The sequence below is a fragment of the Flavobacterium sp. ENC genome (assembly GCF_020991415.1).
Classification (GTDB): domain Bacteria; phylum Bacteroidota; class Bacteroidia; order Flavobacteriales; family Flavobacteriaceae; genus Flavobacterium.
On sequence record NZ_JAJMOY010000012.1, the window covers coordinates 23,292 to 41,224 of the forward strand.

At 36.1% G+C, this 17,933-nt stretch carries 13 protein-coding genes and 1 pseudogene; 10 read left to right on the forward strand and 4 right to left on the reverse strand.

The features are described 5' to 3' along the window. Positions 1-168: 168 nt before the first annotated feature. Complete coding sequence (locus LPB89_RS20340; RefSeq protein ID WP_230703474.1) at positions 169-1,578, reverse strand: APC family permease; 1,410 nt, start codon at positions 1,576-1,578, stop codon at positions 169-171. A 199-nt stretch (positions 1,579-1,777) separates the two neighbouring features. Between LPB89_RS20340 and LPB89_RS20345 the strand changes: the two genes are divergently transcribed. The 9 genes and pseudogenes from LPB89_RS20345 to LPB89_RS20385 all read left to right on the forward strand — a co-directional run bounded on the left by LPB89_RS20345 (position 1,778) and on the right by LPB89_RS20385 (position 9,838). Then, entirely contained in the window at positions 1,778-2,230 is a 453-nt protein-coding gene (locus LPB89_RS20345; protein WP_230703475.1) for a hypothetical protein, read from the forward strand. A 21-nt stretch (positions 2,231-2,251) separates the two neighbouring features. Next, positions 2,252-3,952, forward strand: a complete 1,701-nt coding sequence (locus LPB89_RS20350) for a hypothetical protein (protein ID WP_230703476.1) — start codon at positions 2,252-2,254, stop codon at positions 3,950-3,952. Between the two features lie 19 nt (positions 3,953-3,971). Beyond that, positions 3,972-4,163, forward strand: coding sequence for a hypothetical protein (locus LPB89_RS20355; protein ID WP_230703477.1), 192 nt, complete (start codon positions 3,972-3,974; stop codon positions 4,161-4,163). Beyond that, complete coding sequence (locus LPB89_RS20360; RefSeq protein WP_230703478.1) at positions 4,163-4,693, forward strand: hypothetical protein; 531 nt, start codon at positions 4,163-4,165, stop codon at positions 4,691-4,693. Before LPB89_RS20355 ends, LPB89_RS20360 begins: the two co-directional genes overlap by 1 nt. 2 nt (positions 4,694-4,695) lie before the next feature. Then, positions 4,696-6,249 (forward strand): ATP-binding protein, encoded by a 1,554-nt coding sequence (locus LPB89_RS20365; RefSeq protein WP_230703479.1) that lies wholly within the window; start codon positions 4,696-4,698, stop codon positions 6,247-6,249. A gap of 142 nt (positions 6,250-6,391) precedes the next feature. Beyond that, on the forward strand, positions 6,392-7,150 hold the full coding sequence (locus LPB89_RS20370) for a methyltransferase domain-containing protein (RefSeq protein WP_230703480.1): 759 nt from the start codon (positions 6,392-6,394) through the stop codon (positions 7,148-7,150). 60 nt (positions 7,151-7,210) lie between these two features. Next, positions 7,211-7,618, forward strand: a pseudogene (locus tag LPB89_RS20375) (DUF5958 family protein). A gap of 485 nt (positions 7,619-8,103) precedes the next feature. Continuing rightward, entirely contained in the window at positions 8,104-9,447 is a 1,344-nt protein-coding gene (locus LPB89_RS20380) for a HAMP domain-containing sensor histidine kinase (protein ID WP_230703481.1), read from the forward strand. Beyond that, positions 9,437-9,838 (forward strand): response regulator, encoded by a 402-nt coding sequence (locus LPB89_RS20385; protein ID WP_230703482.1) that lies wholly within the window; start codon positions 9,437-9,439, stop codon positions 9,836-9,838. The genes LPB89_RS20380 and LPB89_RS20385 overlap by 11 nt, the downstream gene beginning before the upstream one ends. A 9-nt stretch (positions 9,839-9,847) precedes the next feature. Here LPB89_RS20385 and LPB89_RS20390 read toward each other — a convergent pair whose 3' ends face one another. After that, entirely contained in the window at positions 9,848-10,978 is a 1,131-nt protein-coding gene (locus LPB89_RS20390; protein ID WP_230703483.1) for a peptidoglycan endopeptidase, read from the reverse strand. Between the two features lie 229 nt (positions 10,979-11,207). On the opposite strand from LPB89_RS20390, the gene LPB89_RS20395 reads away from it, so the two are divergent. Next, the gene (locus LPB89_RS20395) at positions 11,208-12,581 is read left to right on the forward strand and encodes a carboxypeptidase-like regulatory domain-containing protein (RefSeq protein WP_230703484.1); all 1,374 of its coding nucleotides are present in this window, start codon (positions 11,208-11,210) and stop codon (positions 12,579-12,581) included. A gap of 144 nt (positions 12,582-12,725) precedes the next feature. On the opposite strand, the gene LPB89_RS20400 is transcribed toward LPB89_RS20395, so the two are convergent. After that, a complete protein-coding gene (locus LPB89_RS20400) occupies positions 12,726-14,990 on the reverse strand; it encodes an aconitate hydratase (protein WP_230703485.1) in 2,265 nt (754 codons plus the stop codon). Between the two features lie 130 nt (positions 14,991-15,120). Beyond that, positions 15,121-17,892, reverse strand: coding sequence for a bifunctional aconitate hydratase 2/2-methylisocitrate dehydratase (locus tag LPB89_RS20405; protein WP_230703486.1), 2,772 nt, complete (start codon positions 17,890-17,892; stop codon positions 15,121-15,123). Positions 17,893-17,933: the final 41 nt, after the last annotated feature.

A 17,933-nucleotide genomic window follows, 5' to 3' on the forward strand; every position in this document is an offset into this window, starting at 1 on the left:
ATAGCTAAAAACAATTTATAAAAAAAGGAAGTTACTTTATTAGTAACTTCCTTTTTTTTCTCCTGCAGATTTTGCAGATTGAGCAAATCTATTCTTTCTGAATCTTAAATATTTTACAGTACAAAAAACAAAAGACTTTGAACCTTTGCTTCTTTGTGCCTTTGCCCCTTATTCTTTAGGTTTCGTCAAATAATAAACCGGAATTCCGGCGAGCATAATCAGTACGCCCCAGCCACAAGTGGAGAATTTTGTGAATAATAACGAGATACAAATTGCACTGGCGATTATAATGTATAACAGGGGTAAAAACGGATAACCGAAAGCTCTGTAAGGTCTTTCTGCATCGGGCATTTTTTTACGCAAAATAAAGATTCCGTAGATCGTAAGGATGTAAAAAATCAAAACGATGATAATAACGAAGTCTAATAAATCACCGTATTTTCCTGTCAGGCATAAAGCCGAAGCCCATATACATTGTGCCCAAAGCGCCCATGCAGGAACACTGGATTCGTTTAAAACAGCTGCCTTTTTAAAGAACAAACCATCTTTTGCCATGGTATAATAAACCCTTGCACCAGCCATAATTAATCCGTTGTTGCAGGCAAAAGTCGAAATCATAATCATAATGGCGATAATCAGTGTTCCGATATCTCCAAAGATATAATCTGAAGCGACAACAGCTACACGATCCGATTTTGCAGTTGCAATTTCATTAAGCGGAATTACAGCCAGATACATCAAATTTGTCAGTACGTAAATAACGGTCACGATAAAAGTTCCAAGAAACAAACTGAAACCGACGTTACGCTTTGGATTTTTAATTTCCCCGGCAATAAAAGTAACCCCATTCCAGGCGTCACTGGAGAATAAAGAACCTACCATTGCAGCTGAAATTCCGGTAATCAAAGCCGTTCCGCTAATAGGAAGCCATGAACCGGTTTCTGTATTGTACGAACGTGTGGCCCAGGCATCTGTCCAGTTGGCATCCCAAACCGAAGCTTTTGCAGCAAGCGTTAATCCAAAAATGATTAAGCCCAGCAAGGATAAAATTTTGATAATGGTAAGAACGGTCTGTAAAATCTTTCCGTTTTTAACACCACGACTATTAATATACGTTAATAAGACAATCGTAAAAATCGAAACAATCTGAGCCGCATTAAGTTTAAAAGCACCTAATTCAAATAGTATATTTTCATCGCTCAAAGGCTCATACAGATAGGCTGCAAACTTCGAGAACGCCACCCCAACGGCAGCAATCGTTCCGGTCTGGATAACAGCAAAAAAACTCCATCCGTACAGGAAGGCTATTAATTTGTTGTAAGCTTCTTTCAGGTACACATATTGTCCGCCGGCTTTTGGAAACATGGCACTTAATTCACCGTAACTCACAGCAGCGATAATTGTAATTAAGCCCGAGAGAAGCCAGATTAATGTCAGCCATCCGGCAGAACCTACCTGTCTGGCAATATCAGCACTTACGATAAAAATTCCGGAACCGATCATCGATCCTACCACAAGCATGGTTCCGTCTAATAATCCGAGTTCTCTTTTAAAATGTTCCTGGTTGTCTTCCTGCATTATTTTGTTTTTTTTGGTTGGTTAAAGATATACTTTTTTTGGAAATTTTAAATCGTGAAATTTTAAATTCAAATCGCGATAGTGATATTGTGCTAAACACAAGCCCCAATAAAATTGCCATTTATGGTTTTCCGTAAAATCTAATTAATTCAGCTCTTTACATTTGAAAATGAAAACACGGATTTTAAACTAAGAAAATATGACAAGAATTATTTTAAACAATGAAAACATAAATCTTGACACTAATAGAAAGCAAGATTTAACTACCGGGTTTATTAGTGACAGGGATATTTTGAAAAAACGCTCAAAAAAATATCTTGATCTCATCGCCGGACTTGATTCAAAAACACTAACAGATACTAAAGGAATGGAAGAGCTTATGAAAGCCATTCAAGAAGAATTTGGTACAGCAGAACTTGCAAGTTTACCCTTAGGAATTGTTTCTAAGTGTTTTCTTGGACACCCTTACGAAGTACATACGCTTGATTTAAGTGGAAGTCAGATTATTAAACACTATAAAACGACGGAATCAATGGAAACAGAGTTTGAAAAAGCAAGAGGAGTTGCCAGGCACAACGCCTATGCAATGGTTGAGATCTACAAAGATAAAATCATTCTGATTCGCGAAGACGGAACCGCCACAAAATTATAAAACCAATAAATTAAAATAATTATGTCTCAACAAGTAATTTCTTATGCAGACCTTTCTATAATAAATAGTGCTTTAAGGTCAATAAAATCCGATATGTCAGGAGTATATTCTGAATTAGGAACATTAAACTTCAAACAGGATCACTTAGAAAGCGAACTCGTAAAACTTGCAGATTCTTTTTCAGATTTTGTTCAGGCAGATTTGAAACACAAGGCCCTACAGCTTGCCGAAACACGACAAGGAAATTTAAAACAGGACCTACAAATCAAATTTGGTTATTATGCTGAAGTCAGAAGAATGGCAACAGGTATTCTTCAAGGGGTAGACACAGGTGTCGTAAGTGACGATACTTTAAAATTTACTACCGAAGAAGTAATGATTAAAGCACCCGGATACTGGCTCGCTCCTGCTTTAGTATGCTTAGCAGCCTGGATTAGAAATGACAAACCGACATCCGAAAAAGCATTAAATGAGGCTTTAAAAAGAGATGATTACAAAGCAACTCTGTTCTTTATGCTGGTGATGCGCAGGCTGGCCAGAAATGATGCCAGTCTAAAGTGGCTGGAGCGCTATTTTATGCATCAAAATCCTCATAATCTTGACAGGGAATTTATAATTATACTTGAAGCTGTTACAAGTGGTATTTTTCCTCCGGCAGCCAGACAATTAATGATGGTGAATGTTAAAAACTGGTTGGACCAGCTTACACAGGGAGATACATTTATAAATGAACAAAAATCACAGTGGGTGAAATTCTTTGAAGCTTCAGGTCCTTTGCCTGAGCATAAATATCCTTTGCTTGAAAAATTTTCACCAAACTGGAGTGAACTGGAGAATTCACTAACAGAAGCCAAAACACATGCACTTTTAAACGCCCACTTTAAAAATATTATAACATCATCTACAGATTTTTCAAAAGGCATTAAAGTTCAATTAGATGAGATTTTATCCCTCTTAGTAACAAACTTTGATGATGAGGAATTGCCTTTGCAGGAGCAGGTAAGATTTAACCAGCTTATTATACAAATGGATGGTGACAAAGCCGCAGCGCAAGCCGTAATAGATGCGGAAAAACACATTTTTGACGAACAAGTTGATTTTTTACAACTACTTACCAATGCCTCCTTTAATCCTGAATTATCCGGAGCAACTAAAGTAACTCAGGCACTCGCTGTTTCAATAAGCCAACCCTGGATACTTGAAGCATACGATACATTTACAGCGCAAACCAGAAATAAAATCCCTCAGTATGCAGAACTTTCAATTGATGATTTTAAAGTCTCTACTAAAGATGGAAGTGAAGAAAAGGAACTCTTAAATCAACAGGAGATATTTTATAATACTCTTTTAGAAACTGAACTCAAAAAGCTTTCTTTTCCGTACGGTCTATTGATCATTGGCATACTAATTTGCTTACTTGGACTTTGGGCATTTACTATTCATTTCGTCGTTGGTCTTTTAGGATTTGGTATTGGCGGCGTTATTATCTGGAATTCAGTCAACAATCATAAAAAGGCTAAAACTGCAATCATCGAAAACGTGAAAGAGCGTAAAACAAAAGCAAGAGAAGTGCTTCGAGGCTGCCTGGCTGAAACTGTTGATTATAGAAAAGAGCATGGAATTGAAGATGCTAAAGCAGAAGATATGAGACAGTTATTATCTTCAATTACACCTGAAGATTTCTCTAGTGTATCAAAAGAAACAGCAAGAAACATTATCTAAATATTTAATTTTTACAGACATGAAAAAAATAATTTTAAGTGATCATTCAGAACAGCCTGAAAACACTAATCACGATATAAAAAAAGAAACGAACATAAAGCCTAATCTGTTTCAAGGCAGAACGGAAGCAGAATTAGGGAATTCAAAATTTCCTGAATGGGATATTATTCCGCCAACTCAATTTATAAATCCCCGGATTAAACCCCAATAATGAAAGTTCCGACAACTTATTCTGATTGGGCAATACTCCTTGATCGGTTCAGCGATGGTGATGATTCCGTTTTAGAGGAATTAAGCAATGGCAATTTTACTGTTGATGCCGGAACTGCTGCCCGATTCTACAAAAAAGTGGAAGAAGCATATAAGAAACGCAAACAAAACTGGTTGGAAAAATTCCAACGTTCTTTTGAATTACAAAACCTTAAGACAGAAGATGATTTTGAAATCGCCTTAAGAAATGGAAAACAAAATCTTTCTCCATTAAGCAGATTTGCAGTTTTAAAAAGTTTTCCGGATGATTTGAAAAAATTATTAAGGAAAGACCTGGAAGGTTTTGTCTCTGAAATCAAAACATCATTAAAGAGTAATGCTTCAAAATTAAGAGGAAGAGAAAAAATGATACTCTTATTAAACTCTTTTGAACTGAATCTTAATTCTGAAGAAATTAAAGGGGATTCAAAAAATAACAAACAAAGTACAAACGAAATAATTCCTCCAACAGGAAGAAAAATAATATTCTAAAAATGGCAAATAAAACAGAATTTAAGACGTCTCTTTTACGAATGTTCAGAGCAAGAATTCCTTTTATATCAATTCGAAGCATCGAACGAGCAAGAGTTTTAGAAGTTGTGCAGCAACTGGCAGAAGAAATAAACATTCCTATTTACTTTCATAGCTTATCACACGGAACAATTGACATTAAGTCTAAAAAAAGCATAAATGATGACCGCTCAGTTGCCGGCGGCTTAGATTATGCCGTTCAAAATATTTCACAACGACAAAACTTAACCTTTGTTTTTACAGAAGTAAGTGATATTGAAGATGATAATATCGTTTCGAGACATCTTTATGATTGTGTCGTTCAGGCTATTGAAAGAGGCGGAAGCATTTGTTTAATTACAACTAAAAGCATTTGGCCGCAATTACAGCGTTTGGGAATGACTATTACATTAGATGCTCCAAACGAAGAAGAAATGCTTGAGGTTGTCAAGGAATGCGTAACTCCTTATAAAGGTTCGATTCCTCTTGAATGGGAAGAATCAGATTACAAAATGGCAGCTACAATTTTAGCTAATATGACTAAAATAGAGGCCGAAAATGTTTTAGCAACACAAATGGCAAAAGGTTCTCTAACAAAGGAAGACATTAAAGAATTAAGTAACGCAAAGGATAAACTATTCAGTGACATATCTGGATTAGAAAAGGTAAAACTTGATCCCTCTTCTCTTTCAGTTGCCGGATTAAGCGGACTTCAGCATTGGCTTGATAATCAAAAGCAGCTTTTGACAGCGGATCTAAAAGCAAGGAAAATGAGACCTCCGAGGGGAGTTTTATTAGTTGGAGTTCCGGGATGCGGTAAATCTTTATCAGCAAAGTTCATTGCGGCAAATTGGAACCTGCCTTTGTATCGTCTTGACCTTGCTGCCATTCAGGGACAATATCTGGGACAATCCGAAAACAGATTAAAAGAAGCATTGGCATCCGCAGATAATGCCGCTCCCTGTATTTTATGGATTGATGAAATAGAAAAAGGTTTGTCAGGGGCATCCGGATCTAGCGATGGCGGTACTTCTACAAGAATGGTTGGGCAGTTTTTGTTTTGGCTACAAGAAAGCATGGCCAAAGTCTTTGTTGTTTCAACAGCAAATGATGTTAGTAAATTACCGCCTGAACTTTTGCGAAGAGGGCGTTTTGATGAATTATTTTTTGTTGATCTCCCAGGCGAAACAGAAAGAAAAGACATTATTAACTTGTATGTAAAGCGTAATTTATTATTTCAACCTTCAGCGCATACTTTAGATCAACTTGTTGAAATCTCGGAAGGTTTTGCAGGTTCTGATATAGAAGGCGCTGTCAGGGACGTAGCAATTCAGGCTGTCATACATGGAGATGATGTTGTAGATGATCTTCTTTTTGAAAAGTGTTTTAGAAACATAGTTCCTTTAAGTAAAACTGCTCCGGAAAAAATTGAAGCAATAAGGGTCTGGGGACGCGAAAGAGCAGTACCTGCTTCGGGAATTTCATGGGATGTTTCCTCTCATGATAAGGTTATTGGAAAACGTTCTATTATTATCTAATTAAAAGAACATTAATAGAAATTTATTTACTGAACTACGGAAATAAGATTGTACTTATTATGATCTTATCTCCGTAGTTTTCTTTAGTATAAATCTATCTTTAATTCGTATTTTCGTTTGGCAAATTCAAAGACAAAATATCATGACCTGGGATCCGAAAAAATATAACGAATTTAAAGAAGACCGATATAAACCGTTTGGAGATCTTACAAGTCATATCGTTGACAAACCAAATCTAAAAGTTATAGACTTAGGTTGCGGGACAGGGGAATTAACCCAAAAATTGTCTCATCAGCTTACAAACCCTTTTGTACTGGGAATTGATTCTTCTGCCGAAATGCTGGCAAAAACTCCACATCAGGATAATATCGAATTCAGGCAATTATCAATTACAGAACAATTAGAACAGGAAACCAAATGGGATTTGATATTTTCGAATGCAGCATTGCAATGGGTAGATAATCATAAAGAACTTTTCAGGACAATAATATCGCGTATTAATGCCAACGGTCAATTAGCAGTACAAATGCCGCAGCAAACTGAAAATGTTCTTAATCAAATACTAATTGATTTAGTACAAGAGGAGCCTTATGCTTCTTATTTGAATAATTGGATACGCCCTTCTCCGGTCCTGACTCTGGATGAATATGCCAAAATCCTTTTTGATTATGGAGGAAAAGATTTGGTTTTATATCAAAAGGTATATCCGTTGATCGCTACTCAAAAAGATTCTTTTTTTGATTTTATTTCCGGTTCTGCACTCACTGTATACCAGGAGCGTTTAAAAGAAAATGAATTTAAAGAGTTGTCAATTGAATTCAAAAAAAGAATTGACCATTGTTTTCCGTCAATCCCATCGATTTACGCTTTTAAAAGATTGGTTATGTATGCGAAATTTTAAGCGCATGATGCAATTAAATGTCCCGAATAAAATTTAAAAGTTAAATAATTCATAGTCTAAATGATAATAAGCCAACAAGAACAAATAATCAACAAAATTGCACAGGATAAAATAAATTTCAATCTTGGTGTACAAATGCTGTTAGAAGATCCCGATTACAATTTTAAAGCGCTTTTTTCTACGTTAAAAAATTATATTTTCAATTCTATTCCTGAAAAAGCAGATTATAACACCGAAACTTATCAAAAAGGTATCAATACAATTCCCTTAAAACCAACCTACACTCCAATTGTACTTCTAAAAACATTCCCCACATGAATCGCATTTAATAAGTTAGTTCAACTTCCCGAATACGAAAATAAAAAAACAATACTCTCATTACTTTGGATTTTTAAAATAACAGATACTGAAAGAAGGAATACAGAATGTAGAAATGGTTGTGGTCATTTTTGGCATGAACTGATATAGAGAAAGTGTGAAAAATAATCTCAAACCAACATCCCCTATTGATTAAACAAATAGGTAAAAATGATTTTTATTATTCTTCAAATTTATTTTTATTTGATCTTGTCTATCTTTTAAACCTTTTCAAATTTCACAACAAAAATCAATACAAAATATTCATTATCAATTGTTTAATACACAAAATAATTTAACAAGAAAAAATATACCATTTGTAAAAGCATATCTTTTTTTTATTAAATTTGATATAAGTGTTCACCAGTCTTATAAAAAAGAAACTTTTCATTAACAATTGTTGATTTTTTAGCTTGCAAAAACAGCATCCCCAAAAGCTAATTTTTACAGAAAAACACGTTCAAAGCAGACAGTCTTAACAGGTCGAGAAAACATTACTAACCTACAAATCTAAAATTATGTCGAGGAGTCCGTTTTTTAGGAACATACGCTCAAATGTTTTCATCCTTCTGCTAGTTGTATTTATTTCCTGCGCATTGCTAATTTGTATCAACTTTTTTACGATAAAAATATTATCTGCCAACCGAGCGTATGTAAATGGGGAATCGCATTATTCAAAAGGTCAAAAAGATGCGTCAAGACATCTCATTACCTATCTCTATACCCAGGAACCGGAACAATGGAAATTATATAATGAAGAATTAAAAGTTCCGCAGGGCGACGGCATAGCCCGGCAGACACTTCTCAAAGCAGGAGATAATGAGGTTGCCCGAAAGGGATTTTTAACAGGCCGGAACCATAAAGAAGACATTAACGATCTCGTCTGGTTATTTGTTAATTTTAAAGAGATTCCATTTTTAGCAAAAGCCATCCATGAATGGGAACAAGGCGACAAATTAATTAATGAATTATTCATAACAGGAGCACATATCAATGCAAAAATCAAACGTAATATTTTAACAACTTCTGATCAGCAAAATTATTTAAGAAAAATAAGCGATATAAGCGATAAACTCACCATAAACGAACGTAACTTCTCAAACACACTTGGAGAAGGAACAAGGAAAATAAAAACGCTCTTAACAATCACGAATATCTTTTTTATTCTCATCATCATCTGCAGTGTAAGCTGGTATTATTCGATCATGGTAAGAAGACTGCTTATCTCTAAGAAGGAAATCGAAATGAAAAATGAAAATCTGCTACTCGCAAATCATGAGCTGGATCGCTTTGTGTATAGTGCATCACATGATTTGAGATCTCCGATAACCTCTTTACAGGGACTTATTGAGATTACACAATTGGAAGACAATGTTGAGCAGATTAGAAATTATTTGACGCTAATGCACCAAAGCCTTGTCAGACAGGATCAGTTTATTAGCGATATTATTGATTATTCGAAAAATAAACGCAAAGAAATAATTATTGAACCGGTAAGTCTTCGGGAATTATTTGATGAGGCAATTTCCCAGTTAATACACATTGAAAATGCCAGTCGAATCGAAATTAAAAAAGAAATATTGATCGACTACATTCAAAGCGATAATTTAAGGTTAAAAATTATTATTTCAAATTTACTTTCAAACGCCATAAAATATGCCGACAGTAGTAAAAAGGTAATGTTTATCTCTATTAAAACCTATTTTTCAGATGGTTTTAATAAAATCGAAATAGCAGATAACGGAATCGGAATTAAAGAGGAATTCAAGGAACACATTTTTGAGATGTACTTTGGAACCAACAAAAATAAAGGATCGGGATTAGGTCTTTATATCGTAAAAGAAGCAGTAGAAAATATTAAGGGAAATATTTATGTTTCCTCCGAAAATAGTGTTGGAAGTAAATTTATTGTAACGATACCAAACTCAAATGCAACTTAAACCAGTATTTTTATTAGTCGAAGATAATCTGATAGATCAGCTTGTTATTACACAATTACTGAAAAAGGTTCTTGATGTGACAGAAACGGAAGTGACTATTACAAATAATGGCATGGAGGCCCTTCAGTGGCTTTCTTCTCATCAGGACCTGGATCAGCTGATTATTTTATTAGATATTCAGATGCCCGTAATGAATGGTTTTGAATTTTTGAATGCTTATGACAAATTGGGTGAAGAATTAAAAAAAGCAATTCGAATTTATGTACTTTCTTCCACTTTAGATCAGGAAGACATTAAAAAAATAAATGAAAATAATTATGTTACAGGATTTTTAAACAAACCACTGCCTATTGAAGAATTAAAAAAAACGATTCATTATCTAAACACGTGACTTATAAAATTATTGCAAAACACGATTTACCTGCGAAAAATTCCTTCCGTAATACGCTTCTTTAGTGGAAGAAATCATAACTCCGCCGTGAGTTGAAGAATGAACAAATTTAATTTCCCCATCAGCTACTTCCACCACCATACCAACATGATTAATGTGGCGTCTTCCATTCGTTTTAAAGAAAATAAGGTCTCCTTTTTGTGCTTCATTCGCACTAACTTTCATTCCAATTCGTGATTGTTCAATAGAACTTCTCGGCAGCCTGATATCAAAATTACTAAAGGTACAAATCATTAATCCGGAACAGTCAAAACCAGCTTTGGTAGTACCTCCTGACCTATATCTTGTTCCTATATTTCCTGTTGCGCTTTCAATCAGCCGATCAATTAAATCAGAACTGTTTTCTACCCTGATAACGGTTGAGGAATCTTTTACAACAATATTTTCAGCGGCTACCTCAGGGCTTGATACCGGATCTTTTATTTCAGAAGTCGGCTTTAAAGCCTGTATACTATCTGCTTTTTCTTTAGAAGTACGTATGGTCAAAACATAACCAACGTTTAATTTTTTCTTTATGGCAGGATTTTGTTTTTCTAATTCTGCCACAGATATCCCGAATTCCTTCGCAATGGCATATTTAGTTTCTTTAGGCTGTACTTCCCTTGATACTTCAACATCCTCAGGTGCACTGTTCGTTTCAGCTGGTTTTTCTGTCTCTGCCATTGTATTTGATGGAATAGCAATCTGCTGCCCTATTTTCAAACCCTCGGTTTCCAAAAGCGGATTTGCCTTTTTTAAGTCCTCTACCGAAACATTATACTTTTTTGAAATTCCCCAAAGTGTTTCTTTGGCTAAAACTTCATGCGATCCCGGAGTTGCAGGCGGAGCCGAATTCGAAACAACAGCTGCAGTTTTTGCAGTAACCGCTTTATTCTTATTCGGGATCAGTAAAACCGAATTTAGTTTTAGAATTTTCGGAGCATCCGGATTTGCTTCTGCAATATCTTTTGTTTTTACACCGTATTTTTTAGCAAGCACACTTAAGTTATCTCCTTTTGAGATCTTATGCCTGATGTATTTATCCTGGGAAAAAACAGTCAAACTAAAAAATAGGAATAGTACAGTAAATCTAAAAATCATTATTGGGGCTTTTTTTATTCTAAGTTTTGTGTTTCAGTTAGGTTAAAACACAACTCTCTTTACTCATAAGGCGAATTTAACTTTTTTAAGTAAAAGACACACGTTTTTTAACAACTAATTTATTTCAAATTAATAAGCGCGGCATAGAAATTGCGCCAGGACTTTGAAAATATCTGTTTTATACCAGAGGAATTTACCAGATCAAAACCAACCTAAATTTAAAACCAGCGTGAAAAAACTACTCCTGATTTTAGTCCTCAGTCCTTTAGTATCAATTGCGCAGCATATAAAAGGTATCGTAGTTGCTAAGAAAAATAATCTTCCTGTCGAAAACACAAATGTATTATCACTTTCTGGCAAAATTGGAACTGTAACCGATAAAAATGGTACATTCTCTTTAGAACTTCTCCCACAATTTAAAGAGAATGAAATATTAGAATTCTCTCATATTGGATTTACCACCCTGAAAATAAGCATAGAAGATTTGAAAAAAACAAACTTCAAAGTTTTACTTTCGGAAGAAACGGAGAACTTATCCGGGCTAACGATTAAAGCGAATCATGATTTAAAACTAAAATCAAAATTGAGTTTTACTACATTAGCTCCTTTAAAATATCCTCTTTTCTCCTTTGGATCATTTTTAAAGGATGGCAAAATTTATGTTATCGGAGGAGATGGGTCCCGCGAATCGGATGCATGGAAAAAAGTTACCAGAGAAAAAGCTGATCCTACCTTAAAAGATCTTCAGGATGAACTTCGACAAAATTCTACGTTTTTATTTTATAAGGGTGATTTTTCTACTTACGATATAAAGTCGGACAGCTGGGAAACTTTACCAATAAAATTCACAAAAAGAGCCTGTCATAATATCCATTTATACGATAATTCGATTTATGTATTGGGTGGAAAAAGAATATCTGTAAATGGAAAATTTGAGTATTTACAAGATCAAATTGAAGTTTTAGACTTAAATAACCAAACCATTAAGATTGATAATACAAATCCGCATCAGGCTGTTAATTTTGGTTCTTTTACTTACAAGGACAATATTATCGTTATGGGAGGTTCCGTAAAAACAACCGAAAGCGGCAAAAAGGATTTTACGAATAAGGTTCATTTGTACAACATTACTTCAGGATATTGGTATGAACTCGATACTATGCCAACAGCAAAAGAAACTACAGGAATTCTGGTAAATGATAAAATCTATCTCATTGGAGGAGATGACGGAAAACCTGTATCTAAAATCGAAACTTATAATTTAATCACACAAAAATGGGAAATCGAAGGCGAACTGCTTTCAGGAGTAGAAAGGCCGGCCATTACGTATCACGACAATATCATTTACTTTTTCGAGGATCTGAAGATGTGTGTTTATGATTTGAAAACAAAACAACTAAAAGAATATGAAATTGAATTGCCAATGAAATATTCAGCGATGTATTATTACAATACTAAATTGTATATTTTAGGAGGCCGTGCTGACAAAAACTATTCTAAAATCCCTTCCTCAAAAGTAGTTAGCATTGATATAAATGAATTTGAACTTACAAAACCTGTAAAATCCAAAATTTTATCTCCTGAAGTAAATCAGGCTAATTGAATCATTTTTAGTACACAAAATGGGGACTTAGATTCCAATATTTTAAAATTCCAAATTCCAACACTGAATGACAGATGTTGAGATTTAAAATAAAAAAAACGCTCTGCAGAAACAGAGCGTTTTTTGATATATTGAACTTAGAGATTAAGCTCCGGCAGCAGCAATTAAATTTAATGCTGAACCTGCAACGAACCAGCCAATCTGACCTGCATTGTATGTATGGTTGGCCAGAATGATATCTTTAGTACCATCTGCATGAACAAATTCTAACGACAATGGTTTTCCGGGAGCGAACTCGGTTAAATCAGTAAAATTGATTGTATCGTTTTCCTGAATTTTATCATAATCTGCCTCGTTAGCAAATGTCAATCCTAAGAGACCTTGTTTTTTAAGGTTTGTTTCGTGAATACGGGCAAATGATTTTACCAATACCGCTTTAACACCTAAGAAACGTGGCTCCATTGCAGCATGCTCACGAGATGAACCTTCACCATAGTTATGATCTCCCACAACAATTGATGGAACTCCGGCTGCTTTGTATGCACGGGCTACAGCAGGAACTGCGTCGTACTCTCCGGTTAATTGATTTTTAACTGAATTTGTTTTTTGATTGAATGCATTTACGGCACCAATCAGCATATTATTGGAGATATTATCTAAATGTCCACGGAAACGCAACCAGGGCCCGGCCATAGAAATATGATCCGTAGTACATTTTCCAAATGCTTTGATTAATAATTTAGCACCTGTAATATTTTTACCATCCCAGGCATCAAACGGAGCTAATAATTGCAAACGTTCAGAGGTTGGACTTACAACAACCTGAACTCCGGAACCGTCTTCAGCCGGAATCTGGAAGCCCGGATCTTTAACATCAAATCCTCTTGGAGGCAATTCGTCTCCTGTTGGCGCTTCAAGTCTTACTTCTTCTCCATCTTCGTTGATTAAGGTATCTGTTAACGGATTGAAACCTAAATCTCCTGCAATCGCCATTGCGGTCACCAATTCCGGAGAACCTACAAAAGCTAAAGTATTTGGATTACCATCTGCACGTTTTGAGAAGTTACGGTTAAAAGAGTGAACGATAGTATTTCTTTCTTCTTTCTCTGCTCCTTCCCTGTCCCACATACCAATACATGGTCCGCAGGCATTCGCAAAAACGGTAGCACCAATTTTTTCGAAAGTATCAATAAAACCATCTCTTTCAATGGTATAACGAACAACTTCAGATCCCGGAGTAATAGTAAACTGAGATTTGGTTTTTAAATTTTTAGCACTTACCTGTCTCGCCAAAGAAGCTGCGCGGGAGATATCTTCGTAAGAAGAGTTGGTACAAGAACCAATTAAACCCACCTGAATTTGCAATGGCCAGTTATTTTTAATCGCTTCTTCTTTCATTTTAGAAATTGGAGTCGCTAAATCCGGCGTAAAAGGTCCGTTTAAATGCGGCTCTAATTCTGTTAAGTTGATTTCGATAACCTGGTCAAAATATTGTTCCGGGTTAGCATATACTTCCGGATCTCCGGTTAAGTAAGAAGCCACTTTGTCTGCAGCATCGGCAACATCAGCTCTGTTTGTAGAACGCAGGTAGCGACTCATAGAATCATCGTAACCGAAAGTCGAAGTTGTAGCTCCAATCTCAGCCCCCATATTACAAATAGTACCTTTTCCTGTACAGGACATAGAAGTTGCGCCTTCACCAAAATATTCAACGATCGCTCCGGTACCACCTTTTACAGTAAGAATACCGGCCACCTTAAGGATAACATCTTTAGGAGCCGTCCATCCTGATAATTTACCAGTTAGTTTTACTCCAATTAATTTAGGGAATTTAAGTTCCCAGGCCATACCGGACATAACATCCACAGCATCAGCCCCACCAACACCAATAGCTACCATTCCTAAACCACCTGCATTTACAGTGTGGGAATCGGTACCAATCATCATTCCACCCGGAAAAGCATAATTTTCAAGTACTACCTGGTGAATAATTCCGGCTCCCGGCTTCCAGAAACCAATTCCGTATTTATTAGAAACTGACGATAAGAAATCGAAAACTTCGTTACTTTGTGTTTTTGCTCTGGCCAAATCGGTTGCGGCATCTACTTTTGCCTGAATAAGGTGATCGCAATGAACCGTTGTAGGAACTGCCACCTTCACTTTTCCGGCGTGCATAAATTGTAATAATGCCATTTGAGCAGTTGCATCCTGACAGGCTACACGATCCGGTGCAAAGTCAACATAATCTACTCCTCTTCCAAACGCCTGAGTTGGATTTCCATCCCAAAGGTGATTGTATAAAATTTTCTCCGTTAAAGTAAGTGGACGACCAACGATCTCGCGCGCTTTATCAACACGAGCTGGCATGTTCTCATACACTTTTTTAATCATTTCAATATCAAAAGCCATAAGTATAATTGTTTTTGTTTTTTTTATTTTGAACATGACAAGTTACAAATAATTGAGGAGCTATAAAAGAAAAAGCCCGAGTTTATCACCCGGGCTTTATATATATAGTGATTATCACTAATCGTATGTATTACATCACTAATTGTTTGCTGGAAGGCGCAAATTTAGTCAGACTAATACCTTCTACTGCAGCGACATACTCATCCATCGTAGGAGTTCTTCCTAAAATTGTAGACAGTACTACTACCGGCGTAGAAGAAAGTAATGACTCTCCTTTTTTACCTTCAGTATCCTCTACAACTCTTCCCTGAAAAAGACGTGTAGAAGTTGCCATTACAGTATCTCCTTTTGCTGCTTTTTCCTGATTCCCCATACATAAGTTACATCCCGGACGCTCTAAATACAACATGTTTTCGTATGCTGTACGTGCTGCACCTTTAGGAGCATTGTCGTCGAATTCGAAACCTGAGTATCGCTGTAAAACTTCCCAGTCTCCTTCAGCTTTAAGTTCATCTACGATGTTATAAGTTGGAGGTGCTACTACAAGAGGTGCTTTAAACTCCACTTTACCATGTAAATCTTCTATATTTTTAAGCATTTGAGCCAGGATTTTCATATCTCCTTTGTGAACCATGCAAGAACCTATAAATCCAAGATCTACTTTTTTCTCTCCTCCATAAAAAGATAAAGGTCTGATGGTATCGTGTGTATATCTTTTAGAAACATCTACATTATTAACGTCCGGATCAGCAATCATTGGTTCTACAATCTGATCAAGGTCAACCACAACTTCAGCATAATATTTCGCATTTGCATCTGGTGTAAGTGCCGGTTTCTCAGCTGATTTAATCTCGGCAATTCTCTTATCTGCTTTGTTAATCAGTCCCTGAAGAACTTGTTTATGATTATCCATTCCTTTGTCGATCATGATCTGGATTCTGCCTTTTGCAATCTCTAATGATTCGATCAGAGTATCATCCTCAGAAATACAGATAGAAGCTTTTGCTTTCATTTCTGCAGTCCAGTCTGTAAATGTAAAGGCCTGGTCAGCAGTAAGAGTTCCAAGATGAACTTCAATAATCCTTCCCTGGAATACATTTTCCCCGCCAAACTTCTTAAGCATCTGGGATTGCGTGGCATGAACGATATCACGGAAATCCATGTACCCTTTCATCTCTCCAACAAATGTCACTTTCACTGATTCCGGAATTGGCATCGAAGCCTCTCCCGTAGCAAGTGCAAGCGCGACTGTACCTGAGTCAGCACCAAAAGCAACACCTTTTGACATTCTTGTATGAGAGTCACCACCAATAATGATGGCCCATTCGTCTATTGTAATATCATTTAGAACTTTGTGAATTACATCGGTCATTGAATGATAAATAGCTTTCGGGTCACGAGCCGTGATTAAACCGAAATCATTCATAAATTTCATCAGTTTTGGAATATTTGCCTGCGCTTTTTTATCCCATACAGAAGCGGTGTGACAACCAGACTGGTAAGCACCATCAACAATCGGCGAAATTACCGTAGCAGCCATAGATTCCAATTCCTGAGCCGTCATAAGACCAGTCGTATCTTGCGATCCGACAATATTAACTTCTACACGCACATCTGAACCCGCGTGTAATACTTTACCCGGAGTTATACCTACAGCGTTTCTGTTGAAGATTTTTTCTACTGCTGTTAAACCTTGTCCTTCAATAGTAATTTCTTTTGACGGAGCAAATACAAGAGGAGCTTCAATATCTAAAATTTTCGCTGCTAATGTCTGAAGTTTTTTACCAAATACAATTGCATAAGACCCTCCGGCTTTTATAAATTCCATTTTCTGAGGCGTGAATGCCTTAGAAATATCAATTAATTCTTTGTCTCCGTTATAAAGCTTTTTCGTTTTGGTGTTTATTGTAAGTACCGTACCTGTAGCAACAGAATAAGCTTCTTCTAAAATAGGCTCATTATTCTCATTACGAAGAATATCACCATTTGCATCCAGCTTTTTAACCCAGTTTTTAAGATCTAAACCAATACCTCCCGTAACGTCAACAGTGGTCAGGAAAATTGGTGAAATACCGTTTGTTCCCGCAACGATTGGAGCAATATTAATAAATGGAACATATGGACTTGCTTGTTTACCTGTCCAAAGCGCCACATTGTTTACACCTGACATTCTGGATGAACCAACGCCCATAGTACCTTTCTCAGCAATTAACATCACACTTGCATCAGGATATTGTGCCTGAAGCATTTTGATTTCGTCTTGTGCCTGAGGAGTAATCATACATTTACCATGAAGCTCACGGTCAGATCTTGAGTGAGCCTGATTCCCCGGAGATAACAAGTCAGTCGAGATATCTCCCTCACCAGCGATATAGGTAACTACTTTAATTTCTTCAACTACTTCCGGCAATGAAGTAAAAAATTCCGCCTTAGCATAACTTTCAAGAATCTCTCTGGCGATTACATTATCATTTTTAAAAGCTTCTTTTAAACGGTCTGTATCTGCCTCATAAAGATAAACCTGCGTTTTAAGAACATTTGCAGCTTCTTTAGCAATAGCAGTATCATCACCCAGTGCTAAATCTAACAGCACTTCAATTGAAGGCCCGCCTTTCATGTGTGATAACAATTCAAAGGCAAAAGCAGGAGTGATTTCTTTTACGGCAAATTCACCAAGAATAATTTCTTTTAAAAATTTAGCTTTAAGACCTGCAGCGCTAGTTGTCCCCGGTACAACATTATAAATAAAGAATTTCAGAGAATCCTCTCTGTACTCATTATTTACATCTTTAATTTGTTCAATGATGTCGCTTAATAATTCAGCTCCATCAATTGGTTTAGGGTGAAGTCCCTGGTCTTTACGATCTGCAATCTCTTGAATGTAATCCTGATAAATATTCATATTAAAAGTCTTTTGTAGGTATTTTTATTTTTTGTTCGCAA